Annotated in this window: 19 protein-coding genes and 1 riboswitch; of the genes, 5 read left to right on the plus strand and 14 right to left on the minus strand. The window is 49.3% G+C overall.

Translation table 11 applies throughout. The annotated features are described in order from the left end of the window. Positions 1–80: 80 nt before the first annotated feature. Positions 81–1,349, minus strand: a complete 1,269-nt coding sequence (locus ADIS_RS19435) for a M23 family metallopeptidase (RefSeq protein ID WP_010856408.1) — start codon at positions 1,347–1,349, stop codon at positions 81–83. Between the two features lie 182 nt (positions 1,350–1,531). Between ADIS_RS19435 and aspS the strand changes: the two genes are divergently transcribed. Continuing rightward, on the plus strand, positions 1,532–3,289 hold the full coding sequence (gene aspS, locus ADIS_RS19440; protein WP_010856409.1) for an aspartate--tRNA ligase: 1,758 nt from the start codon (positions 1,532–1,534) through the stop codon (positions 3,287–3,289). 128 nt (positions 3,290–3,417) lie between these two features. Here the strand turns inward: aspS and ADIS_RS19445 are convergent, their stop codons facing one another. After that, the gene (locus ADIS_RS19445) at positions 3,418–4,134 is read right to left on the minus strand and encodes a lysoplasmalogenase (RefSeq protein ID WP_010856410.1); all 717 of its coding nucleotides are present in this window, start codon (positions 4,132–4,134) and stop codon (positions 3,418–3,420) included. Positions 4,135–4,139: 5 nt separating this feature from the next. Further along, entirely contained in the window at positions 4,140–4,295 is a 156-nt protein-coding gene (locus tag ADIS_RS23040) for a hypothetical protein (protein ID WP_010856411.1), read from the minus strand. A gap of 212 nt (positions 4,296–4,507) precedes the next feature. On the opposite strand from ADIS_RS23040, the gene ADIS_RS19455 reads away from it, so the two are divergent. After that, positions 4,508–7,741, plus strand: a complete 3,234-nt coding sequence (locus tag ADIS_RS19455) for a TonB-dependent receptor (protein WP_010856413.1) — start codon at positions 4,508–4,510, stop codon at positions 7,739–7,741. 134 nt (positions 7,742–7,875) lie between these two features. Here ADIS_RS19455 and ADIS_RS19460 read toward each other — a convergent pair whose 3' ends face one another. The 7 genes from ADIS_RS19460 to ADIS_RS19490 form a co-directional block, all read right to left on the minus strand. Further along, a complete protein-coding gene (locus tag ADIS_RS19460; protein ID WP_010856415.1) occupies positions 7,876–8,799 on the minus strand; it encodes a sugar phosphate isomerase/epimerase family protein in 924 nt (307 codons plus the stop codon). 103 nt (positions 8,800–8,902) lie between these two features. Next, a complete protein-coding gene (gene tenA / locus ADIS_RS19465; protein WP_010856416.1) occupies positions 8,903–9,562 on the minus strand; it encodes a thiaminase II in 660 nt (219 codons plus the stop codon). Continuing rightward, a complete protein-coding gene (gene thiD / locus ADIS_RS19470) occupies positions 9,546–10,379 on the minus strand; it encodes a bifunctional hydroxymethylpyrimidine kinase/phosphomethylpyrimidine kinase (RefSeq protein ID WP_010856417.1) in 834 nt (277 codons plus the stop codon). The genes tenA and thiD overlap by 17 nt, the downstream gene beginning before the upstream one ends. Positions 10,380–10,452: 73 nt before the next feature. Next, a complete protein-coding gene (gene thiE, locus ADIS_RS19475; protein WP_035807076.1) occupies positions 10,453–11,100 on the minus strand; it encodes a thiamine phosphate synthase in 648 nt (215 codons plus the stop codon). Next, a complete protein-coding gene (thiM, locus tag ADIS_RS19480; RefSeq protein ID WP_010856419.1) occupies positions 11,087–11,878 on the minus strand; it encodes a hydroxyethylthiazole kinase in 792 nt (263 codons plus the stop codon). Before thiM ends, thiE begins: the two co-directional genes overlap by 14 nt. Positions 11,879–11,924: 46 nt before the next feature. Continuing rightward, a riboswitch (TPP riboswitch) is annotated at positions 11,925–12,019 on the minus strand. Between the two features lie 28 nt (positions 12,020–12,047). Further along, entirely contained in the window at positions 12,048–13,202 is a 1,155-nt protein-coding gene (locus tag ADIS_RS19485) for a methionine aminotransferase (protein ID WP_010856420.1), read from the minus strand. Positions 13,203–13,347: 145 nt separating this feature from the next. Further along, a complete protein-coding gene (locus ADIS_RS19490) occupies positions 13,348–13,815 on the minus strand; it encodes a GlcG/HbpS family heme-binding protein (protein ID WP_010856421.1) in 468 nt (155 codons plus the stop codon). Between the two features lie 98 nt (positions 13,816–13,913). On the opposite strand from ADIS_RS19490, the gene ADIS_RS19495 reads away from it, so the two are divergent. Beyond that, positions 13,914–14,339 carry a secondary thiamine-phosphate synthase enzyme YjbQ gene (locus ADIS_RS19495; RefSeq protein ID WP_010856422.1) on the plus strand — a complete coding sequence of 142 codons (426 nt, stop codon included), beginning with the start codon at positions 13,914–13,916 and terminating at the stop codon, positions 14,337–14,339. A 105-nt stretch (positions 14,340–14,444) separates the two neighbouring features. On the opposite strand, the gene ADIS_RS19500 is transcribed toward ADIS_RS19495, so the two are convergent. From ADIS_RS19500 to ADIS_RS19515, 4 genes are all read right to left on the minus strand, one after another. Then, positions 14,445–15,761 (minus strand): apiosidase-like domain-containing protein, encoded by a 1,317-nt coding sequence (locus ADIS_RS19500; protein WP_081634990.1) that lies wholly within the window; start codon positions 15,759–15,761, stop codon positions 14,445–14,447. Positions 15,762–15,839: 78 nt separating this feature from the next. Then, entirely contained in the window at positions 15,840–17,825 is a 1,986-nt protein-coding gene (locus ADIS_RS19505; protein ID WP_035807078.1) for a protein-disulfide reductase DsbD family protein, read from the minus strand. A gap of 284 nt (positions 17,826–18,109) precedes the next feature. Then, complete coding sequence (locus ADIS_RS19510; RefSeq protein ID WP_010856425.1) at positions 18,110–19,501, minus strand: dipeptidase; 1,392 nt, start codon at positions 19,499–19,501, stop codon at positions 18,110–18,112. A gap of 56 nt (positions 19,502–19,557) precedes the next feature. After that, entirely contained in the window at positions 19,558–20,490 is a 933-nt protein-coding gene (locus ADIS_RS19515) for a hydrogen peroxide-inducible genes activator (RefSeq protein WP_010856426.1), read from the minus strand. 128 nt (positions 20,491–20,618) lie between these two features. Between ADIS_RS19515 and ADIS_RS19520 the strand changes: the two genes are divergently transcribed. Beyond that, a complete protein-coding gene (locus ADIS_RS19520; protein WP_035807080.1) occupies positions 20,619–21,644 on the plus strand; it encodes a Fe(3+) ABC transporter substrate-binding protein in 1,026 nt (341 codons plus the stop codon). Between the two features lie 75 nt (positions 21,645–21,719). Further along, the gene (locus ADIS_RS19525) at positions 21,720–23,354 is read left to right on the plus strand and encodes an ABC transporter permease (RefSeq protein ID WP_010856428.1); all 1,635 of its coding nucleotides are present in this window, start codon (positions 21,720–21,722) and stop codon (positions 23,352–23,354) included. Positions 23,355–23,371 lie beyond the last annotated feature (17 nt).

The raw sequence follows: 23,371 nt of genomic DNA on the forward strand, positions 1-23,371 counted from the left end.
CCAAGACGGAAAAAAGGGAGATCCAATATGGACACTCCCTTTTTTTGATGGCTTTTAGGGGTTGAATCCTGCTATTTATCCTATTCCTTTAGCGTCAAAAGCTGTGCCGGCTCACTATAGGGAATGGATGCGAGCGTTCGAATTATGGTTCGTTTCGTATCCTCAAAGGCCAATTTATTCTCCTCAGCGATAGGTTCTGCCGGTGGGATCTTCTCTTTTAGCCAATCCACCTGTTTGCCGTTCTTCCAAAAGCGAAAACAAAGGTGCGGCCCGGTGGCCAATCCCGTACTGCCAACGAAGCCAATAACCTGCCCCTGCCTTACCCGGGTACCGGATTTCATCCCGCTGGCAAATTTTGACATGTGCAGGTACTGGGTGGTGTAGGTAGCGTTGTGTTTTATCTTTATGTAATTGCCATTACCACTGCTGTATCCGGCCTCAACCACGGTGCCATCCCCCACGGACCGTATCTCGGTGCCGGTAGGCGCGGCGTAATCGGTTCCTAAATGGGGTTTGTATGTTTTTTGTACCGGATGAAAGCGATTTAAGTTATACCTAGAGCTTATGCGCGTAAATTTTAAGGGATCGCGTAGGAAAGCCTTTTTAAGGCTTTCTCCCTTTTGGTCAAAATACGATAATTCTCCGTTTTGTAAGAAAGGGATCGCATGATACGGTTCACCCATGTGCTCGAAGTAAGCTGCTTCGATATCCTCTATTCCAACCACGTTGCCGTCTATTTGTTTTTCGGTAAAAACGACCTTAAACTTATCCCCTTTTTGCAATCGTTGGAAGTCAACGACCCAGCCATACAGATCGGCAAACTGGTCAATCAGGTCGGGCGTAAGCCCCAATTCCACCATGTTTACATAAAGCGAACGGCTGATCGTGCCACCGATTTCCCGCTTTACAAGCTCTACGGGTTTGCTTTCTTTATACACATTGGCATCGTCCAATTTAAAGACCACAAACTCTGTTTGATTGGGCTCATAGATGAAGTATTGCGCCAAAAGGGTGTCTTTGGGCGTCAACACGGTAAATCTCTTGTTGAAGGCAATCCTTTTCACATCGAAGATGTCTTTGGATTTTTTCGCAATCTCATCGATAACCTGATAGGACACATTGAAAGGACTGAGAATGGTAGACAGTGTCTGATTGCGCTCCACGGTGCCCTCGATTACCTCAAAGTTTTCGATATTGATACCGAAAAGGATTTTTTCCTGTTTATCAATTATCTCCTCGGGTACATGCGATAGGTTTTCATCCTCCACCGGAGTGTACCAAAATTGGTAGAAGGCAAAACCAGCAGAAAGCAACAAAAAAGATCCCAGGGTTATCCAAATGTATTTCATGCAGAAGGGCGTGTTTCGATGGTGATGAACTTAACACAAAAGAAGGCTTTTTTTTGTAAAAAATGCAACAATTTGGGAATAATTTGACAATATAGTCCTTGCAATCTTTGCAAGGCTGTATAGCAAACTACCTGTCGAATTGCTATCTTTGGCGATTCAAATCGATCAAAAGCCAATCGGAAATGTTAAGGACACATACTTGCGGAGAATTACGGATTTCAGACATCAACAGAGAAGTTGTTTTAGCTGGCTGGGTGCAGCGGGTACGAAACAAAGGAGGCCTGATCTGGGTGGATCTTCGAGACCGATATGGCATTACCCAGTTGATCTTTGAAGAGGGATCGGGGCATACCGCCTTACTGGAGAAAGCTGCATCCTTGGGTAGGGAATTTGTAGTGCAGGCAAAGGGAACCGTAATCGAGCGTGCCTCCAAAAACGATAAAATCCCAACCGGTGAAATTGAGGTGAGACCCAGTGAGCTGAACGTCCTAAATCCGGCCAAGGTGCCTCCCTTTATCATTGAGGATGAAACAGACGGCGGGGACGATCTTCGGATGAAATACAGGTACCTCGATTTGCGCAGAAATGTGGTCCGTGAAAAGCTGCAACTCCGGCACCGCATGATGCAGGAGACCCGTAAGTTTATGGATGCCCAGCACTTCATCGAAGTGGAAACTCCGGTTCTTATCAAATCCACTCCCGAGGGTGCCAGGGACTTCGTGGTGCCCAGCAGGATCAATCCGGGTGAATTTTATGCACTTCCCCAGTCTCCACAAACCTTTAAGCAATTGCTGATGGTGAGTGGCTTTGACCGGTATTTCCAGATTGTAAAGTGTTTTCGAGACGAGGATCTTCGGGCCGACAGGCAGCCGGAATTCACGCAGATCGACTGTGAGATGGCTTTTGTAGAGCAGGAAGATATTCTCAATACTTTTGAGGGCCTGATTAAGCATCTCTTTGCCAGCGTCAAAGGATTAGAGCTTGGTGAAGTGGCGCGAATGACCTATGCCGATGCCATGAGATTTTATGGCAATGACAAACCGGATCTTCGGTTTGATATGAAGTTTGCCGAGTTGAACGACTTGGCGCAAGGAAAAGGCTTCCCGATCTTTGATCAGGCGGAGCTGATCGTTGGCTTTTGTGCGCAGGGTGCAGGTGAGTATACGAGAAAGCAAATCGATGCGCTTACCGATTGGGTAAAACGCCCACAGATTGGTGCTAAGGGCTTGGTATATGTAAAGTGCAATGCAGATGGCACCTTCAAGTCTTCTGTTGATAAATTTTATGGACAGGAGGATCTAAAGGTCTGGGCAGACCGTATGGGAGCCAAAGGAGGTGATCTGCTTTTGATCCTTTCCGGTGAGGCTCCTTCTACCCGAAAGCAGCTCTCTGAATTGCGTCTCAAAATGGGCGAGGAATTGGGCCTCCGAGATAGAACGGTATTCAAGCCGCTATGGGTGCTGGATTTTCCCCTATTGGAATGGGATGAGGAGACCAAGCGGTTCCATGCCATGCACCATCCATTTACTTCCCCAAAGAAGGAGGATTTTGCCCTATTGGATACCGATCCGGGAGCGGTACGAGCCAATGCCTATGACTTGGTAATCAATGGAGTTGAAATTGGCGGCGGCTCCATTCGGATCCACGACCGCACCGTGCAGCAAACGATGTTTAGGCACCTGGGTTTTTCGGAGGAGGAGGCCAAGGCCCAGTTTGGGTTTTTGATGGAAGCCTTTGAATACGGAGCACCTCCCCACGGTGGGATTGCCTTCGGATTTGATAGACTTTGCGCGATATTTGGAGGTAGTGATTCGATCCGGGATTACATCGCCTTCCCCAAAAACAATTCCGGCAGGGATGTGATGATTGATTCGCCAAGCCCCATCGCGGTTGCTCAATTGGAGGAACTGAACATTGCCCTGGCGTTGAAAAAATCCTAAGAGGAGTGCCTGTCTACTGGGTTGTTTGACCGACTATACCGATGCGAGTTACCCTCGAAGGGAACCGATCTCGGGGTTCGCATTGTATGCATGCCATTCAAGAAGGGTTCCAGATAAAAAACAGCTTGTCAACCCCCGGTTTTTTCGGGGGTTATTTTTTTAGGGTCTATCAAGTGGCTCCGTACTCCCATAACTATCAGGAGTTGCGCCATGGTATAGGTACCCATGATCAAGACACCTGCATCTTCGATCGGCTGGTAAAACCGGTTGAGCGCCAAGATGGAATCTGAGACCAAAAAAAGCACCGCGCCCAGAAACACCTGCCAAAAACTGGCTGCGTTTGTTCTTCCGAACCGCTCCCTCGCCATGGTCGTCATCATCACGATCGCCATGATATAAATTACCACAGGTACTTGGAGATCCTGTAGATTTTTCCGAATGAGAAAATATACGAAGGCTGCGGCGATGTAGATGGGCAGGTTAAACAGAAAGGTTTGTACGAAATTCACCTTTAGAGGATTAAATCCATGGTTTTGGGTTAGTTTAAACGCTATGATGTAGCAAATATGCGTCATCAGAAAGGCGCCCAAGCCGTAAAGGAACAGGTTGGAAAAAAGTAAAAGAGAATCTCCGGCTATTGAAAAGACCAATCCGGCAGCCACGCTTTTTCGAAGGATGCTTCCTTTTATACTTTTGGTACTGGTCAAAAAATAGAACAACAGGCCGGTTACGATCAGCGGCTTGCTAAAATACCGCAACTGCGATTCGCCCTGGGTCAGAAATGCCATGTCTGCGACAGCGGCCAAAAGAAACAAGTAAAGCCAAGCGATTCCTTTTCGGTACATACAGGTTACAGTTCTTGGTGGGCGTTAAAGATAAAAATAAAAATCCCCGCACAAGGGGCATCGGGCAATATTCTAGCCGTAAAAGATAATTTACCAAAAATAGATCCTAAAGGCTGATTTAAGGGTGTTGCTTTTTTAATAGTTTTTTCAGAAAAATCCAATGATTCATTTGTTTGGATCGTAAAATGGCATCAACAAAAATATTTCCTTTGCAAGTCTGTTTTACCTGAATGTTAACTACTTTTGCCCTGCGGGAGCAAATGGTAATGATTTCAAAATACATTTGCCCGCCTCGATCCCTACCTTTGTACTGCCCAAAAAACCTTGTTGCGAGTTTGCAGTTATTAATTCCTGTTTTAAACCAATTACCATAATGAAGCAAAATTTACTGAAGTATGTAGTTGCGTTGCTACTGTTGGTGGTCTTCACCGAACAGTTGATGGCGCAGGGTGTGACCACTTCCGGTATCTCGGGAAGGGTGGTGGACGCCGATGGAGAGACCTTGCCGGGCGCCAATGTGTTGGCGGTTCACACGCCCTCTGGAACCAGGTACGGAGCGGTAACCAATTTGGATGGACGCTTTCAGATTCCGAATGTCCGGGTAGGCGGTCCTTATACGCTGACCGTATCCTTTATCGGGTTTGAGCCGAGTGTTCGCGAAGGCATTACGCTGGCATTGGGCCAAACGCTGAATTTGAACATCGCGATGCTGTCGGATGCAGCGGATCTGGAGGAGTTTGTAGTCAGTGCCGCGAGAGGAGAAATCATCGATGGTACCCGTACCGGGGCAGAGACGTCGATCTCCAATCAGCAAATTCAAACCATGCCAACGATAAGCCGAGGGTTTAACGATTTTACGCGGATGACCCCCCAGGCAGATATCAAGGGCGATGCCATTTCGATCGGTGGTATGAACAACCGCTTCAATCAGGTGACCATAGACGGAGCGGTGAGCAACGACGTATTCGGACTGGCAGCCTCCGGAACCAATGGTGGGCAAACCGGAACCTCTCCGATCTCTTTGGACGCTATCGAGACATTCCAAGTACAGATCGCGCCTTATGACGTGACTTTGGGAGGTTTTGCGGGCGGAGGTGTTTCCGCAGTTACCCGTTCCGGAACCAATGAATTTTCCGGTTCTGTGTTCCATTATTTCAGAAACCAAAATCTCGCCGGGTTGACGCCTACGGATGATCCAAACCAGGAGCGAACCCGTTTCAACAATTTCTCCGATCGTCAGACCGGCTTTCGAATTGGTGGCCCGATTATAAAGGATAAGCTATTCTTCTTCCTGAACGGTGAGATTACCGATAACACGACGCCATTGGGATTTATGCCTGGCACGCCTGATTCGGAAATCACCGCTGCTGAGGCCATGCGGGTCGCTAGTATTCTGAGAAATCAGTACGGCTATGATCCAGGTTCTTGGGAAGATCAGTTCTCTACTTCCTCTTCCGAGAAGTTGTTTGTCCGTTTTGATTACAACATTGACGATAGAAACAAGCTGACACTCCGGCATAGTTATAACAAAGGAGAAGCGGTGCAGTTAAACCGTGGGCAGCGGGTGCTTACCTTCTCCAATGGTGCCATCCTTCGATCCAGCCCAACCCATTCGTCGGTATTGGAGCTTAGCAGCAGGCTATCTAACAATGCATCCAATAAATTGCTTATCGGCTATACAAACATCCGCGAGCCGCGTACAGCACCCGGAGAGCCATTCCCTAGGGGAACGATCAACATAGGGTCTGCCAGGACGATCAATTTCGGAACAGAGGCATTCTCTACCGTCAACCAGCTTAACCAGGATGTGCTCACCATCACCGACAACCTTGAGCTGTACCGAGGCAAACACACCATTACCTTGGGTACGCACAACGAGTACTATAATATCTACAACGCCTTCATAGGTGAAAACTTTGGTACCTACCAGTTTGCCAATTTGGACTTTTTTGAGCAGGGACGTGCCAGCCGTTTTTCTTACCAGTATTCCATCACCGACAACCCTCGGGAAGGAGCTGAATTTGGTGCCATGCAGTTTGGAGTTTATGGGCAGGATCAGATCCAGGTAAACGAGAATTTCTCCCTAACTGCGGGTGTTAGATTGGATGTACCGGTCTATTTGGATAATCCCCGTACAAACAGCGACTTTAACAACAGTATTCTGGCCTCTCAATTTGGTGTACAAAATGACCGGTTGCCCAAACCAGCTTTCATGTTCAGTCCAAGGGTCGGTTTTAACTATAATGTGGATGGGAAAAGCGAAACCCAGCTGCGAGGCGGAACGGGTGTGTTTACCAGTAGGTTCCCGTTTGTTTGGATGAGCGGTGCATTTACACAGAGTGGTGTGCTGTTAAATATCCATCAGATTGGTCAAAACAACGCAGATCCTCCAACTGTCACCTTCAATCCAGATCCCTTCAGCCAAACGCCAAATCCAAGTGGACAAGGCCCAGGGGGAAGGATGACGGTGGTAGATAGGAATTTCAAACTTCCTCAGATCTGGCGGACCAACTTTGGGGTAGATCAAAAATTGCCTTGGTGGGGATTAATTGCGACCGTTGACCTGATGTATTCCAAGAATCTACATACGTTCCAGTTTACCCAGATCAACCAGATCGAATCCACTGGGAACCTGATCGGATCGGGTGATAACCGGGCCATTTGGCCTAATCCAAACAACGATAAGAAGATTTTGAGGAATTATGATGAGGTAATCTACATCAGCAACACTAATGCAGGTCATGCGATGTCAGGGACTTTCCAGATTCAGAAACCCTTTGAGAATGGTTTTTACGGATCCCTTGCCTACACCTTCACCAATTCCAGGGACTTGTTTCCAGGCACTTCCTCGCAAAACCACAGCAACTGGAGGCCACTGCCTACCGTCAACGGAATCAATCAGGCGGAAGTTGCCAACTCACCCTTCAACACAGGAAGTAGGATAGTGGGCTCAGCATCCTACCGCAAGGAGTACCTCGGCAAGTTTGCCACCACCGTATCCATGTTCTATAATGGTCAGTCGGGCGCATTGTTTTCTTACGTGCACAACGGTGACCTAAATCGGGAGGACGTTTCCGGTGGACAAAACAATGACCTGATCTACATCCCCAGAAATGCGTTGGATGCCAGCGAAATCCGCTTCTTGGATGGCTATAACCGTGGAGGACAGGTAATTTCGGCAGCGCAGCAGGCTCAGGAGTTTGAGGATTTCATCAATTCACAGAAATACCTAAGGGAGAGAAGGGGGCAATACGCCGAAAGAAACGGTTCGAGACACCCCTTTACCCATCAGTTTGATGTGAAAATCATTCAGGATATATTCACTAATATCGGAGGAAAGGAGAACGTACTGCAGCTTACTTTTGACGTTTTCAACGTAGGGAATCTTATCAACAAAAACTGGGGACGACAGTATAGCTGGAGTTCAGGTTACTTTGACAACTCCTTCCAGGTGCTGAGGCTTACAAACCAAGCGAACCTTCAAAATGAACAGCCTGTGTTTACGTTCGATCCGGTACGGGACAACAGTCCGTGGACTATCTCTGACGACGCGATCGGCGGTTCACGATGGGTAGGTCAGCTGGGTATCAGGTATATTTTCAACTAATAGCGAAAGCGTAGAAATTCAAAAGGGACTGTCCTGAGCGGCAGTCCCTTTTTTTTGGATTGGGGATGGTAGGCAGCGGTACCTAATCGACAGCCAAACAGAGTACCCATTAGAACGCATGTAGCCTCAAGCAGCTACCCTAATGGGATGTACTGGCTTAGATGGTTTCTTGCGGTCAAAATAGCTGTACGGATGTCCTCGGAGGATTTTTCGAAAGCTTTGTCTTCTACCTCGATGCAGCACGGGCCCCGATAGCCCACATCGGTCAGTGCAGCGATGAAGCGACCCCAGTTTACATCGCCCAGTCCGGGTATTTTTGGAGAATGGTACTCCAGGGGATTGGCCAAAATACCTACCCGATCCAATTTTTCCTTGTATACTTTTACGTCTTTTAGGTGGATGTGATGTAGGCGGTCCTTGTAATCATAGATCGGTCGGATGGGATCCATCTGCATCCAGACCAAATGAGAAGGGTCGTAATTCAAACCAAAATGGGCATCAGGAATGATGGTAAACATCTGGTCCCATACAGCGGGGGATATGGCCAGGTTTTTTCCTCCGGGCCACTCGTCATTGGTGAAGAGCATGGGGCAGTTTTCGATTGCCACTTTTATCCCCAAGGAGCCGGCATGCGCCACTATATCAGGAAAACGCTCTGCAAAGAGTGCCAGGTTATCGGGAATATTACGGGAGGGGTTTCTGCCTACAAAGGTGTTCACCACCGGAATACCCAATAAGGCGGCCGCACTGATTACCTTTTTTATATGGTCGATTGCCTGCGCTGCTTTCTCTTCATCGGGATCCATCGGATTTGGGTAAAAGCCCAATCCGGAAATAAACACCTTTTTGTCACGTTGAACTGCATGGATGTGGGCGATGGCTTCCCGGTCAAGCGCATCAACGTTGATATGGGTAACACCCGCATAGCGCCTCTCTGCTTTTCCCTTTGGCCAACACATGATTTCCACACATCCGAACTGCTGCTCAGACGCAAAAGCCATCACTTCTTCAAACGAACTGTCCGGCATGATGGCACTCACAAATCCTAGTTTCAACATGATTTTCTATTTGGTTAATTTTCGTGTAGCTAAAATTAATCAAATCTACTCTACCTCCCAGTTTCGCGGTTTGTTTTTTAGTGGCTTTGGTGGATGCAAAAGGCTAGATTGGCCAACTTTCCTGTCGGTAGGCAGCATCCCAAAACATCCACTCCAATCGGGTGGCTGTTATAAATGCCTCTGTCATGGCTTGTTCGGTCTTAAGGTCGGCATGCTCGGCCAGTTTATCCGCAATGGCTAGGGCTCTATTGACCGATTTGGAGAAGGCCTCTCCGGCATAGGTATCAATCCATTCCTTGTAAGGGTTTTCCCGATCGGCTCGCTGCTGCGCGTAAATATGCTCTCCAACCTTCTGATAGATCCAGAAGCAGGGGAGTACCGCGGCCACGGCCTCCTCCACATTGGCTACAGCCGCTTTGGTCAATAGAAAGTGGGTGTACAGCAAACAAGTTGGTGAGGGCGTAACTGCCTGCTCGTTCACACCGAACAGCTTGAAGTAACCGGTATGCAATGCCCGCTCCACCACGATGGCACCGGTGGCAAATTCACTGAAGGCCAGCATGTGGTCGCTATCGGTGAGCCGCCCACCAATAATGGCCAGTGCTCTTCCGAAGTCTTTCAAGTAGAGCGCATCCTGTGCCATGTAAAAGGTGAATTTTTGTAAGGGCAGGGTGCCATGCATCAACTCTTGATTGAAGGGCATGGCAATGATTTTATCATAAAGCGGCCTGGCTTCTTCCCATACTTTAGTTGTCCAGTTCATAGATCTCCAATTTTTTGGGTGAATGAAAATGGTTGAGTGGGCCACTGCCCTTGCCGGTGACTACATCCTTACCGGTGTCCAAGGCCTCCCATACATAGGCGGAAGCGGATGCGACTGCATCTACAAGGGCTGCGCCTTTTGCGAGTTCTACGGCAATAGCCGATGAGAGTGTACACCCGGTACCGTGGCCGTTCTGGGTGTTTATATACGGTTTTTCCAGTATCCGATAGGCCTTGTAGCCCCAAAGCAGCAGATCTGCCACTAGCTCGCCCCGTAGATGTCCTCCTTTTACCAGGACGGCCTGGGCTCCCAGATCGAATATATCCAGGGCCGCATCCAGCAGTTGGTTCTTTTCGGTAATAGGCCGCTGAACCAGCATTTCCGCTTCGTATAGGTTTGGCGTAATCAGTTGGGCGCGGGGGAAAAGCATTTCGATAAGCGCTGACACCGTTTCTTCGGCGATCAATCGGTCACCACTAGTTGCGACCATCACCGGATCCAATACCACTGGAATGTTGGGGTAGGCATGTAGGCAGTCGGCCACGACGCGAACGACCTCTGGACGATCCAGCATCCCGATCTTAATGGCATCCGGCCCGATATCCTCCATCACTGCTTCCAATTGGGCCTGCACAATTACCGGTGGAATGGGATGAATGGCCCGAACCCCCCGGGTGTTTTGAGCGGTTACGGCGGTAATCACCGAGGTGGCATAACAACCCAGCGCAGAGATGGTTTTTAGGTCGGCCTGTATACCGGCACCTCCTCCGCTGTCAGATCCTGCGATGGTCAGAACGGATTTATACTTTTTCTTCATTTCTTTAACACTATTTTTAAATGATCACATCTTGTCACGACAATCGGGAGAATCTTACATACACTGTGTGAATCTACCTGCATGTTAAGCCGTTTTCTATTTCCCTTAGAAACCGTTCGGCGGTTATACCAGGATTCGCCGCCCCACATATAGCCGATACGATGGCCAGGCAATCGGCTCCTTGGGCGATAACATCCGAGGCATTGCCGGTGTTGATGTTGCCAATGGCTACCAATGGTTTATCTGTTTTCTCACGTAACCATCGCAATCCATCCAAACCCCAAGATCCGTAGGTGTCGGGTTTGGTAGGGGTAGGGAAGATGGGGCTTACGCCAAAGTACCATGCCTCCGCCGCTGATGGATCGCTTAGGTTACCACGATGATCCAGGGAGAGTCCGATTGGGGTTGATCGTCCCAATTGCTCCTTTGCCAACAACAGGGGCAGGTCCTGCTGGCCAACATGCAGTCCAAAAGCTCCTACTGCGTGCGCGACATCGACGGCATCGTTGATAATTAATGGGACGCCATAGGTTTCGCACAGCTCCTTGGCGCGTAGGGCTTTTTCCACAAAGAGATCTTTGCTTAGGTACTTCTCGCGCAGTTGGACCAGTTGTACTCCTCCTTTAAGCGCTTCCTCCAGTACCCAGAAAAAGTCTCTTCCCATACATGCTTCTTGGTCTGTGACTAGATACAACCGATAGGGAAACTCAGGTTGGTTCATTGCGGGTAAGCTTAGCCCTATCCAACAATTGCTTGTCAGTCAGGGAAAACAAGGCATCGTAAAAATGCAACTGTAGGGAACCGGGGCCAGTGGATTTTTCGGCGGCAAGTTCTCCGGCAACACCCATTACGGTCATAGCATTCACAGTAGCCTCAAAGGGATCTTCCTCGGCACCCAAAAATGCTCCTATCATCACCGATGCTGTACAGCCCATGCCGGTTACCCTTGGCATCCATTCGTGTCCGTTTTCGATCCGGACTGTGCGGTGGCGGTCGATGACAAAATCGGACGCTCCCGAAATGCATACCACGGTGTCGAACTGGGTGGCCAATTGCCGGCCTGCATCCACCGCTTCCTCTGAGCGGTTCGCACTGTCTACACCCCTAGACGCTACGGCCACGTTGGCCAGGGATAGAATTTCAGAAGCGTTTCCGCGTATCACGGTTGGTTTAAAGGCGATGAGCTGCCCTAGTACTTCGTTTCTGTACGGGGTGGCACCGGCACCCACGGGATCCAGTACCCAGGGTTTGCCCAGTTCCAGGGCATGTTGGGCTGCCAACGCCATACTTTCTACCCAATAGTCATCCAGCGTACCAATGTTCACGACCAAGGCATGTACAATGGACACCATATCCCTCACTTCCTTGTGGGCGTGTGCCATAATCGGAGATGCGCCAACTGCAAGTAGCGCATTGGCGGTATTATTCATCACGACGTAATTCGTGATGCTTTGCACGAGTGGTGCGGTTTGCCTTAGTTTTTCGAGTGCTTGTTCCATTTGCTCCTTTTGGTTAGGTTAAAAAACTTTAGGAGCTACCCATGCTTGGGTATGGAACACTTTTTCCTTCGTCGGTATGACCCGCATCAGGTTCAAAGGGTATGATCTCAGCCCAGCAGTTGGGCACCCCTAAAGTTTGTATGTTTGAAGCCTAAATTTAGCGCAAAACTCACAGCTTGCAAAGAATTTCGCCCGCCCTGTCCAAGATTTCGTCGTCTTTTGCAAAGCAGAAGCGCAACAGTTTGTCGTCCTGTCGGTCCTGATAAAATACCGAAACCGGAATGGAAGCTACTTTTATTTCCTTGGTCAAGCGTACAGCTAGGTCATAGTCGTGCTCATCGGTGATTTTTTCGTAAGACACGATCTGGAAAAAACTTCCATTTGAAGGGGTAAAGGTGAAACGGGAGGCTGCGATCGCTGCATTGAACCGGTCTCTTTTACGCTGGTAAAAGGCCGACAGCGTTTCGTAGTGCTCGGGAATTTTCAAAAAATCTGCCAGCGCATACTGCAGCGGTGTGGGCGTACTGAACGTAATAAACTGGTGTATCCGCCGGAATTCATCGGTAAGGGGCTTGGGTGCTAGGCAGTATCCGATTTTCCAGCCGGTGACATGGTAGGTCTTGCCAAATGAGCCACAAACAAAGCTTCGCTCTTTCAATACCGGATGGGTCATCATGGAGTGGTGTTTCTCCCCGTCAAAAACGATGTGTTCGTACACTTCGTCGCTGATAACATAAATATCCCTATTCCGTATCAGGTTGGCCAATTGCCCCAGATCCTGCTTGCTAAATACGGTTCCAACGGGATTATGGGGCGTGTTGACCATAATCGCCTTGGTTTTGTCTGTAATTTTTCCGCGCACCTGTTCCCAGTCTATCCGAAAATCCGGCGCGCTCAGGCGTACATACACCGGTATACCTCCGTTAAGGTCAATGGCCGGTCGGTAGCTATCGTAGGCGGGTTCAAATACAATGACTTCGTCTCCCCTCTGCACCACTGCGGTCACGGCACAGAAGATGGCTTCGGTAGCCCCGGAAACGATCGTCACTTCATCTTCTGGATGGTAATCCACCCCATATACGCTAGCCGTCTTTTCGGCCAACTGTTCCTTTAGGGCTGGCACACCGCTCATCGGCGCATACTGATTGAAACCTCTGCGCATGTAATCTGCCACCAGATTGGTAAGCTCAGGGGCGCAGTTGAAGCTGGGAAAACCTTGGGAAAGGTTGTAGGCGTTTTCATCGGTTGCCAGCTTGGACATCACGGTAAAGATCGTGGTGCCTGCATAGGGTAGTTTGGAGGGTAGATGTGTGATTTCAGCCATTTTTTATCATAGATCGGTGGCATAGGGTGCCGGCCCCCATGCCATACCTTTCGGGAAGGGTGGAAAGAAAGGCAGCCTTTTTTTGTCTGCCAATGGGTACCGGGAGAAAGGGACATTTCCCGGTACCCTATACAGGAGGGGTCAACTACAGTGCTTCTATGCCTGCGGCGGCAATGATGCCGTCCTGCACGGAGGTTACACCGCTGATACCAATAGACCCTATTACCTGTCCATCGCGAAGAATTGGCAGCCCGCCTTCTACAGGGGTGACGCCCAATGCCAGGATATGTAGGTTTCCTGATTTTACCGACTCTTCAAAAACCTTGGTAGATCGTTTGAATTTCACCGCTGTTTCAGCCTTTTTCTGGGCTACGTCAACGCTGCCGATCTGGGTACCATCCATCCTTCGCAGGGCTATCAAATGACCACCCGCATCCAATACCGCAATAACAACATTCCAATTGTCCTGCCGGGCCCTGGCTTCTGCGGCCTCTGAAATCTTCTGTGCCTCTGCCAAGGTCAATGGGGCTACTGCCTGTGCCTGAACCGGACTAAGGTGCGCGATCCAGCCAAGGACCAACAGGCATGCGAGAATCATCGTTTTTCTGATCATGGGTTTTTGCGTTTGATTTAACATGTTCGTACCGTTAAAGATACTTATTTTTGTGATAATGCATTCTTTCACGCAGCAATTCAAACCATCGCATGCCAATGGAATTTTACCAACGTGAACTTCGGCTACCTGCTTATCCGAGAGGTTTCCACCTGATAACGAGCCTGATTGTGGACAACTTTCCGGAAATCAAAAAATTGCGCCAAGGGATGCTTCAGGTATTCATGCAGCATACCTCTGCGGGCCTGACCGTCAACGAAAACGCAGATCCAACGGTGCGCAGCGACTTTAACCGCTTTTCGGATGACCTGGTACCGGAAGACTATCCGCGCTTTATTCACACCTATGAAGGGCCTGACGACATGCCTGCGCATATAAAGAGCAGTATTTTTGGCTGTTCGGTCCAACTACCCATTACCGGAGGGCGGCTCAATCTGGGCACCTGGCAGGGGATCTACTTGGGGGAGTTTAGGGACCACGGTGGTTCCCGTCGGTTGGTTTTGTCTGCCTTCGGCACAACCTGAGCAGGCAAAAGGTTCTCATTCCGCATTCATAAACGACATTTTTGGGAGTTATCCACATCTTTTCCACCTATTTCGCTAGTTGATTAGCGCAATCCGCCAAGTGCCTTAGAAGCCGCAGTCCACGGCCAGTTTCTCGTCCATGATCAGTAAAATCCGGTCCCTGTTTTCGGCGTTTGACCAAGAAGGGCTAAACGTTTGGCTACGCTTGCTCTTTATGGTATCCGCGGAATGATACGTGCCCGCTGCCGGATCAAACCAATAAGCTATGGGTTTTTCGGATTTCAATCGATCAAGCCTTGCACGGATGGGTTTTCCTTCGGGTGAATAAACAACGGCAAACTGTCCTTTCTGATCCACCATGGCAACCCTGTACCCTCCCGTAGGCCAGTTCATCCCACCAATGAATGATTGGGCGGGAAGTAACCGTTGCCAAGGAATTCTCTCGAAAAACCGCCTCATGTAGCCCATCTGTGTAGACCCAGGAAGGTGCAGGGCTTCTGCCCAAGAGCAGTCTGCCTTATGCTGGGGTTCGCGACCGGCCGCGTGCATTTGCCAGATTTCGTTGCATCCATAGGTATGCCCTGCGGCCCCGCTGAGCATACTCCAGTAGGCCGCCCGTCTTACGTCAAAATCATTCAGGCGCTGTTTTTGCCACTTATTTAGAAAGTTGGGAATGTTCTCATATCCGGGTTCGCCGTTTAGGATGGGCCGTATGGGAGTGGATTTTTGGGCTTTTCGTACGTACCTGTACTCCTTGCATCCCTTCATGTGCAGCGATTGGAACATGTCCACTTGCAGCCAGTTTTCTCGCCCGTACACCAAGCTGGCGATATGCCCTCCCTTGGGATGCATGGTCATCAACTGCCCGGCGCCTCCCGCCCGGATGCCTTCAGCCATACGGCATACTATTTGGTAGTCCTCGGCATCGGCCGGAAGCCGGTCTCCGCCCATAATCCATACGATGTTGGAAACACTTTTATACCGGGTGCCCAGAAACGATCCATACTGAAAGGCGTTTTCCGTTGTGAAGATTTCCGGCCCTACCCCCCAGGCTTTGTTGTATTTATCGCCCCACGTAGGAAGGAGGCCGATGTAGATATGGCGCCGGGCAGCCTCAGTCAATACAAAATCGACCAGCTCGAAGTAGCGTTCATTGGGTTTGGTCGGATCCAGTTCATGCAGGGGCAGATCGCCATGGGCATTCGCTATGGTCAGGCCCTCTAGTTCGGCGAGGATTACCGCTTGGATAACGTTGAAGCCCTTGGTCGACCGGTCTTCCAGGTAATGGATGATTTCCTCTTTGGTCAGTCGGTGAAAAAGCTCCCAAGCGGTATCTCCCAGCCAAAAAAAAGGCTGTTGTTCCGCGGTGACCAAATGCCGGCCTGTTTCCGAGACGTGTAAATAGGGCAATTCGATACGCATACCCTACAATGATAGGCATAAGGAACGTTAGCGGCAAAAAAAAATGCCACCGTTTTGAAGGGAACTGCCATGAATTTCTTACCGGCTCAGAAAAGCCTCTTTCGCCTCATCCAGAAAGGCTATAAAGCGGGCAATTGACGTGTCATAGGCCCTCGGTTTGACCAAAGGGGCTTCGTCATGCCCGAGGATTACGTAGTAGGGCTGGGCATTGTTGTTGAATCGGGTGATCTGAAAGTCGGCATTTTGTTTGCCGATCGTCTTTTTCACTTTGCCATCATATCCGGAGGTATACCATTGGGACTCCGGTAGCTCATACCGTTCGTCGATGTACAGGGCCACCACCACAAAATCTTCTTTCAATCGCCTCAATACCGCTGGATCAGACCATACCCTGGCCTCCATTTCCCGGCAGTTTACGCATCCATGCCCTGTAAAGTCGATAAACAGCGGTTTGTTTTGCCGCTTGGCCGCTGCCAAGGCCTGATCATAATCAAAATACCCTTGGATACCATGTGGGAAATGTAGAAAATCCGCGTATTTTGGCACCTCGTCCAGCGTGTTCGCTTCGGATTTTCCCCCCTCTCTGGCATAGCTCACCAGATCAAAATCGTGCGAAGACATCGGGGGGAGGTAGCCGCTTAAGGCTTTGAGCGGGGCACCCCACATCCCGGGAATCAGGTAAACTACAAACACAAAGGTGGCGATGGCGAGCATCAGACGTGGCACCCCCAAGTACTCCAAGGGGGTGTCGTGCTTCAGGCGCAGTTTTCCAAGGAGGTACAAGCCCATGAGCGTAAAAATCACGATCCAGATGGCGAGGTAAATTTCCCTGTCCAATATACCCCAATGGTAGACCTGATCGGCAATGCTCAGGAACTTAATGGCAAGCGCAAGCTCCAAAAAGCCAAGAACCACCTTGACAGAGTTCAGCCATCCACCGGATTTGGGCAGGGAATTCAGCCATTCCGGAAAGATGGCGAACAGGGTAAATGGGAGGGCAAATGCGAGCGAGAAAGCAAACATGCCCGCTATGGGCTTGACCAATTCGCCGCCCGCAGAGCTTATCAGAATGGATCCAACGATCGGCCCCGTACAACTAAAGGAAACCAATACCAAGGTGAATGCCATAAAAAAGATACCCATCATGCCACCTTTGTCTGCTTTTGCATCAATTTTATTTACAAATCCGGTAGGCAGGTTAATCTCAAACATTCCCAAAAACGCGAATGCGAAAAAGACAAAAACCAAGGTAAAGAACACGTTTGGAATCCAATGGGTACTCAGCCAATTAGCGAATTCAGGCCCCTGAACAGCCGCAACGGCTGTTCCGGCAATGGTATAGATGCCAATAATGGAAAGTCCGTATATAAATGCGTTGCGGATACTGGCTATTTTCGATTTTCCCCTTCCGGTAAAAAAGGTTACCGTCATGGGAATCATGGGAAACACACAGGGCGTCAGCAACGCAGCCAATCCCGCCAAAAAAGCGACCAGCATGAAGCCCAGCAAAGACTGCTTCTCCTCCTCGTCCTCCGGCAAAAGTGAACTCCGCTGATCCTCTTCTTGGACAGATACGAACGGTTCCGGTCCGGAACTCAAGATAATCTCAAAATCTTCGTCGTAGCTGATACATTGGTTGGTCACGTCAGAGCACATTTGGTATTCTACGGTTCCTCTGATGCGGGCTACGGGGCCACTTACCTGCAAGGCCTGGCGAAATTCTCCCTCCTTTTCAAAATAGTTGACATCCCCTTCCCAGATCTCGTCATATTTGGTTTTGTGGTTGACGGCCAACAAATCACCTTTGGGTTTCAGGTTTTCATCCTGATCCAGCTTGAGCACTGTCAGCAAGGGCCCCAGATCCGGGTCAAAATCATTGGTATACACGTACCATCCCGCAGGTATCGAGAGCTTTAATACCAGCTCAGCTTCTTCTTGACCTTCTTCTAATGGGTCCGCTAGGGAGATATCCCACTTTGGTGGGGAGATCACTTGGGCGTTCGCAGCGATTATGAAGAAAAAAAACAGAAGTAAACTATATGGGTATGGACTCCGGGTCTTCATGATTATGTCTATAATTGCTTTTCAATGGTCTGAATTTGCCTTCAGTGTATCGGAAAGCCCGCACATAGGGCTTCCGTAGTTAAGGGGATGCCTGCCATTGGCAGGCAAGTTGCAAAATTTACAGGCATTGCTGTGGGTGGCCGGTAGGTCGTGCGCTGTATATTATGCATAACCCTTCCCTCCGCTGATCCATGCAAGTACTGATTAAGTAGATATAAGGAGCAGCGGAACGCCAATAGTTCCCTCCACCTCCAGATTCGGACCATTATGTGACCTATGTCACTTTAGCTGTTTTTGTGCAGTTTGGAAAAATGCTTGAAAAACAGCGCAATGGTTTCTATTCCCATAAAATAGTTTTTCACCCCATAATGTTCATTTGGGGAGTGAATCGCATCCGTATCCAAGCCAAAGCCCATTAAAATAGGATCCAGTCCCAAGGCCTGCTGAAAAAGACTGGTGATCGGAATAGAGCCTCCTTCCCTCGTAGGGATGGCCTGCTTGCCAAAGGCCTCCTGTATGGCTGCCTCGGCCGCGTGATATCCCAGAGAGTCGGTGGGAACGACGGCGGCCTGCCCACCATGGTGGGGGACCACTTTCACCGTGACCGATGGGGGAGCGATGGCCTTCAGGTGCTCCTCAAACAAACGGGCAATCTCCTTGTGGTCTTGATTTGGCACCAATCGCATGGATATCTTGGCAAAGGCCTTGGAGGGCAGCACGGTTTTCGCACCCTCCCCGGTATAGCCGCCCCAGACCCCGTTTACATCCAACGTAGGCCGAATACCGACCCGTTCAATGGTCGTATACCCCTTTTCTCCCCAAACCTCCTTGATGGCCAGTTTTCTTTTGTAGTCTTCTTCGTCAAAAGGGGCTTTGTTCAACTGCTCCCGGTAATCTGCACTGTATTCCTCTACCCGATCGTAAAAGCCCGGAATGGTGATGCGGTTGTTCTCGTCGTGTAAGGAGGCGATCATCTTGGCAAGTGCGTTGATGGGATTGGCTACCGCGCCGCCGTAGGTGCCACTGTGGAGGTCGCGGTTGGGCCCCGTTACTTCGACCTGCATGTAGGCAAGACCTCTGAGGCCTACCGTGACCGAAGGCGTTTCCATGGAAATCATGCTGGTATCCGAAATCAACACTACGTCTGCCTTCAGTTTGTCGACGTTGCCTTTTACAAATAGATCTAGGTTTTCTGAACCTACTTCCTCCTCTCCCTCGATCATAAATTTCACGTTGCAGGCCAATTCACCCGCCGCCAACATCGCTTCAAAGGCTTTCACATGCATGTAAAACTGTCCCTTATCATCTGCGGATCCCCTCGCAAATATCGCTCCCTCTGGGTGCTCTTCGGTGGGTTTGATTATCGGTTCAAAGGGCGGTGAATCCCAAAGTTCATAAGGATCGGCAGGCTGTACGTCGTAATGGCCGTACACCAATACCGTGGGCGCGGAGGGATCAATGATTTTTTCCCCGTATACGATCGGATAGCCGGTCGTAGCGCAGATTTCAGCTCGGTCTACCCCTGCACTTTCAAGGCTGGACTTCACGAATTCGGCTGCCTGGAATACTTCGTCTTTAAATTTTGGATCCGCACTCACAGAAGGGATGCGGAGCAGCTCGAGAAGCTCGTTTAAAAACCGTTCTTTATGGGAAGCAATATAGCTGTTTACAGACATAACCTTGGATGTTGTTTTAGACCCAAAAATACGGCATTTTGAGCAAAAGCAACGACTTATCTGAATTTAACCACTTTACCATGGCTGGAAGAGGTCATATGCCGGGGAATCGCCTCGGCGATTTCCTTGTATAACAGCTCCACCTGTTTCTTCTTCAGGTAGTTCCTTGTAAGTACCAAGCTTACCTCCCGTACAGGCTGCTCGCCTTCAAACGGACGTACCCGCGATTTCTCCTCTTCCGAGAGGCCTAACGTCGCCAATTCGGGCAAAAGGGTGATCCCTTCGTATCGGTTGACCAGATTCTTCAGCCCCTCCAAGGATCCACTTTCGTACTGGAAGTTCATACGCTGGAACTTAGAGGGATCGCAAAGTGCCAGTACCTGGTCACGGAAGCAATGCCCCTGCTGTAGCACCCAGAGATCTTCGCCTAAAATATCGACGATACGCACCCGCTCCTTACGTAGTTGGGGATGGTTTACGGAAAGGTAGGCATAGAATTTTTCGTAAAAAATAGGCTTCTCAAGGATGCCTGATTCGCCAAGTGGTGTGACCACGATGCCCAAATCCAACTCGTCGGTTTTCAGTCGCTTTAGAATGTCTTCCGTGACCAGTTCCTGTACCTGCAGCTTTACGTTTGGGTATTTTCGGATAAAGCCCTTGATGAACATAGGAAGCAGGTAAGGCGCCAAGGTAGGGATGATGCCTAGCTTAAGAATACCTCCCACTTCTCCCTTTAACTGGGCAACGGTTTCGTAGATGGCCTTGCTTTCAGCCACTACTTTACGGGCTTGGGCAATCAACACCTCGCCCATTTCCGTGGGTATAACAGGCATCTTGGAGCGGTCAAAGAATATAACCCCCAGTTCCTTTTCCAATTTGCTCACCTGCGCACTGAGCGTAGGTTGGGTCACAAAACAAGCGTCTGCCGCCTGTCCAAAATGCCGGTATCTATCCACTGCAATGATGTACTCCAGTTGCTGAATTGTCATGGCCTGGCTGGATTTCTTCGTTTCAAAATTTCCAATCTCATTACCTCGGTAAAGGTAAAAATGTTTTTTCTTTTTATTTAGATTTGATTTAAATAATCATTAATTTTGAGGACTAATTCATTCCTGACATGTTAAATCGAATCCAGACGGTAGTACTAACCGGGTTATTGTTAACGTTCGTTTCCTGCACAACAAGCAGCGAGGAGGTGGTCAATGTGTATACACACCGCCATTATGAGGCGGATCAACAGCTGTTCGACAAGTTCTCCGAACAGACTGGTATCAAAGTGAATGTGGTCAGCGCAAGCGCTGATGAACTCATCCAAAAGTTGGAATTGGAAGGGAAGGGATCTCCCGCAGATGTATTGATTACGGTGGATGCCGGAAGGTTGCACCGGGCACAGGAAAAAGAGCTTCTTCAGCCGGTTTCTTCAGCTACCCTTGCCGCCAACATTCCTGCCAAGTTTCGGGAGGCCGAAGGCTATTGGTTTGGATTGACCTATCGGGCCCGAATTTTTGCCTACCACAAAGAAAGGGTAGATCCGTCCGAACTGGACAGCTACGAAAGCCTGACCGACGAAAAGTGGAAAGGCAGGGTATTGACCCGTTCTTCCGAGAATATCTACAATCAGTCGCTATTGGCTTCCATTATTGCTGCCCACGGCGAGGCCGGTGCCCGAGAATGGGCTGCCGGATTACTGGCCAATATGGCCCGAAGTCCCAAGGGATCAGATAGGGATCAGGTAAAGGCAGTGGCAGCTGGAGAAGGAGATGTGGCTATCGTTAATACCTATTACATCGGCATTATGCTGAATGATTCGAATCCGGAAGAGGTAAAAGCGGCCGATCAGGTTGGTATTTTCTTCCCGAACCAACAGGATAGGGGAACCCACATCAATATTTCGGGTGCCGGCGTGACGCGTTATGCTCCCAATAAAGAAAATGCAATTAATCTAATTGAGTTTTTGAGTGCGGAGGAGTCCCAGCGCTTTCTCGCAAACATCAACTATGAATACCCTGTCAATGAAAAGGTGGAAATCGCCCCTCTTCTCAAGACCTGGGGGGATTTCAAATCGGATGATATTAATCTTACCTTATTGGGTAAAAACAACCGTAGTGCCGTCATGATATTCGACCAGGTAGGCTGGAAATAAACCGAACTGAACGATCTAGGGAATACTGAGAGGGGCAGGCCCCTCTCAGTATTCCCCTTTTAAACGCTATAAATTTTGCAGACGTACCGACAAACCTATTATTGGTGGAATTATTGGATTCTCGGATCCATCTTGATCCTGCTTTTGATAGCCACACCGCTACTCACCATCTTTTTCAAGATATTTGAGCCGCCTGGGAGTACCTGGTCGCACTTAGCGGAAAACCTACTGGTAGGATATTTCTCGAATACGCTGCTGATTCTGCTGGGTGTGGCCTGTTGTACCTTCTTGCTCGGTGTTACCTGCGCCTGGATACTTACCAACTATCAGTTTCCGGGCAGAAGGTATTTTGAGTGGTTACTGATTTTACCCCTTGGCTTTCCGGGTTACATTATGGCCTATACGTACGTGGGCTTACTCGATTATGCGGGGCCTATTCAGACTTTCCTCCGCAACGTGCTCGGCATACAGGTCACCGGCAGTTTGGTCGATTTGATGAACATCCCCGGGGCAATCTTTATTCTTTCCATCACGCTGTTTCCGTATGTGTTTCTGCTCACGAGGGCTTCCTTTTTGCAACAGTCCAAAACACTTCAGGAGGCCTCCTACCTGCTTGGGAAAGGCAATTTTCACACCTTCGTCAAAGTTGCGCTTCCTATGGCCCGGCCTGCGATTGTAGGAGGCATAGCACTGGCGTCCATGGAAGTACTAAACGACTACGGAACGGTAAAATACTTCGGGGTAAACACCTTTACGACCGGGATATTCAGGGCCTGGTTTTCGATGGGGGATGCATCAACCGCAATCTACTTGGCGGCGATCCTGATGGTTATGGTCTTTGTAATCCTGTACCTGGAAAGCCTGCAACGTGGCAACCGACGGTTTACACACGGAAATGGCATGAGTAAGCCCTTGGTACGACTTCAGGCTAGTACCGCCCAAAAGTGGGTGTTTATATCCATCTGTTCAGGCGTGTTTCTCGTTAGTTTTTTGGTTCCCTTTTTTCAGATTCTTTACTGGGTATACCTGACATATGCAAAGGTTATGGATTGGAATTTCCTTTTGTTGGTGTTCCGTAGTTTTAGTTTGGCTGCCGGTGCAGGCGTGATTATCGCCGTTTTGTCTGTTGTGCTCTTATACAGCCTTCGCCTAAGCCCGTTCAAATGGCTCAAAAACATCACGCGGATTTCTATCTTGGGATACGCCATTCCCGGTGCCGTGATTGCGGTGGGAATCATGGTTCCCCTGCTGGCGATAGATCACTGGATTATCGATAGCCCTTCGTTTACCCGTACCAGTTTGGTCATTTCCGGAACCCTGCTTGCCTTGGTCTTTGCCTATGTGGTCCGATTCATGGCAGTAGGGTACAACCCCATCGACTCGGGCTTCCAAAAGATCGGGATTCATGTGAATGAAGCCAGCAGGCTACTGGGAAAAGGGACCGCAAAAACGCTGTGGAAGGTCGATTTGCCGCTGATCAAAACAAGTCTGGTAAGTGGCATATTACTGGTCTTTGTGGATGTTTTAAAAGAATTACCCTTAACTTTGATCCTTCGTCCGTTTAACTATCATACGCTGGCCACGAAAGCCTTTGATATGGCTACCAACGAGATGATAGCCGAGTCGGCAAATGCTTCCTTGATCATTATTTTGACGGGCATAGTGCCCATCATCTTCCTAAACAGGCTGATCAGAAGCAAGTATGTATAAGGAAACGAGGGTAATGC

It is taken from the genome of Lunatimonas lonarensis, assembly GCF_000390185.1.
Lineage (GTDB): Bacteria > Bacteroidota > Bacteroidia > Cytophagales > Cyclobacteriaceae > Lunatimonas > Lunatimonas lonarensis.

Coding starts and splice junctions, on each gene's coding strand:
- thiM (WP_010856419.1), bottom strand. CDS start 11,878: ATGGAACAAGCACTCGAAAAACTAAGGCAAACCGCACCACTCGTGCAA.
- ADIS_RS19485 (WP_010856420.1), bottom strand. CDS start 13,202: ATGGCTGAAATCACACATCTACCCTCCAAACTACCCTATGCAGGCACC.
- ADIS_RS19520 (WP_035807080.1), top strand. CDS start 20,619: ATGTTAAATCGAATCCAGACGGTAGTACTAACCGGGTTATTGTTAACG.
- ADIS_RS19455 (WP_010856413.1), top strand. CDS start 4,508: ATGAAGCAAAATTTACTGAAGTATGTAGTTGCGTTGCTACTGTTGGTG.
- ADIS_RS19435 (WP_010856408.1), bottom strand. CDS start 1,349: ATGAAATACATTTGGATAACCCTGGGATCTTTTTTGTTGCTTTCTGCT.
- aspS (WP_010856409.1), top strand. CDS start 1,532: ATGTTAAGGACACATACTTGCGGAGAATTACGGATTTCAGACATCAAC.
- ADIS_RS19515 (WP_010856426.1), bottom strand. CDS start 20,490: ATGACAATTCAGCAACTGGAGTACATCATTGCAGTGGATAGATACCGG.
- thiD (WP_010856417.1), bottom strand. CDS start 10,379: ATGAAGAAAAAGTATAAATCCGTTCTGACCATCGCAGGATCTGACAGC.
- ADIS_RS19460 (WP_010856415.1), bottom strand. CDS start 8,799: ATGTTGAAACTAGGATTTGTGAGTGCCATCATGCCGGACAGTTCGTTT.
- ADIS_RS19495 (WP_010856422.1), top strand. CDS start 13,914: ATGGAATTTTACCAACGTGAACTTCGGCTACCTGCTTATCCGAGAGGT.
- ADIS_RS19500 (WP_081634990.1), bottom strand. CDS start 15,761: ATGCGTATCGAATTGCCCTATTTACACGTCTCGGAAACAGGCCGGCAT.
- tenA (WP_010856416.1), bottom strand. CDS start 9,562: ATGAACTGGACAACTAAAGTATGGGAAGAAGCCAGGCCGCTTTATGAT.
- ADIS_RS19445 (WP_010856410.1), bottom strand. CDS start 4,134: ATGTACCGAAAAGGAATCGCTTGGCTTTACTTGTTTCTTTTGGCCGCT.
- ADIS_RS19505 (WP_035807078.1), bottom strand. CDS start 17,825: ATGAAGACCCGGAGTCCATACCCATATAGTTTACTTCTGTTTTTTTTC.
- ADIS_RS19510 (WP_010856425.1), bottom strand. CDS start 19,501: ATGTCTGTAAACAGCTATATTGCTTCCCATAAAGAACGGTTTTTAAAC.
- ADIS_RS19490 (WP_010856421.1), bottom strand. CDS start 13,815: ATGATCAGAAAAACGATGATTCTCGCATGCCTGTTGGTCCTTGGCTGG.
- thiE (WP_035807076.1), bottom strand. CDS start 11,100: ATGAACCAACCTGAGTTTCCCTATCGGTTGTATCTAGTCACAGACCAA.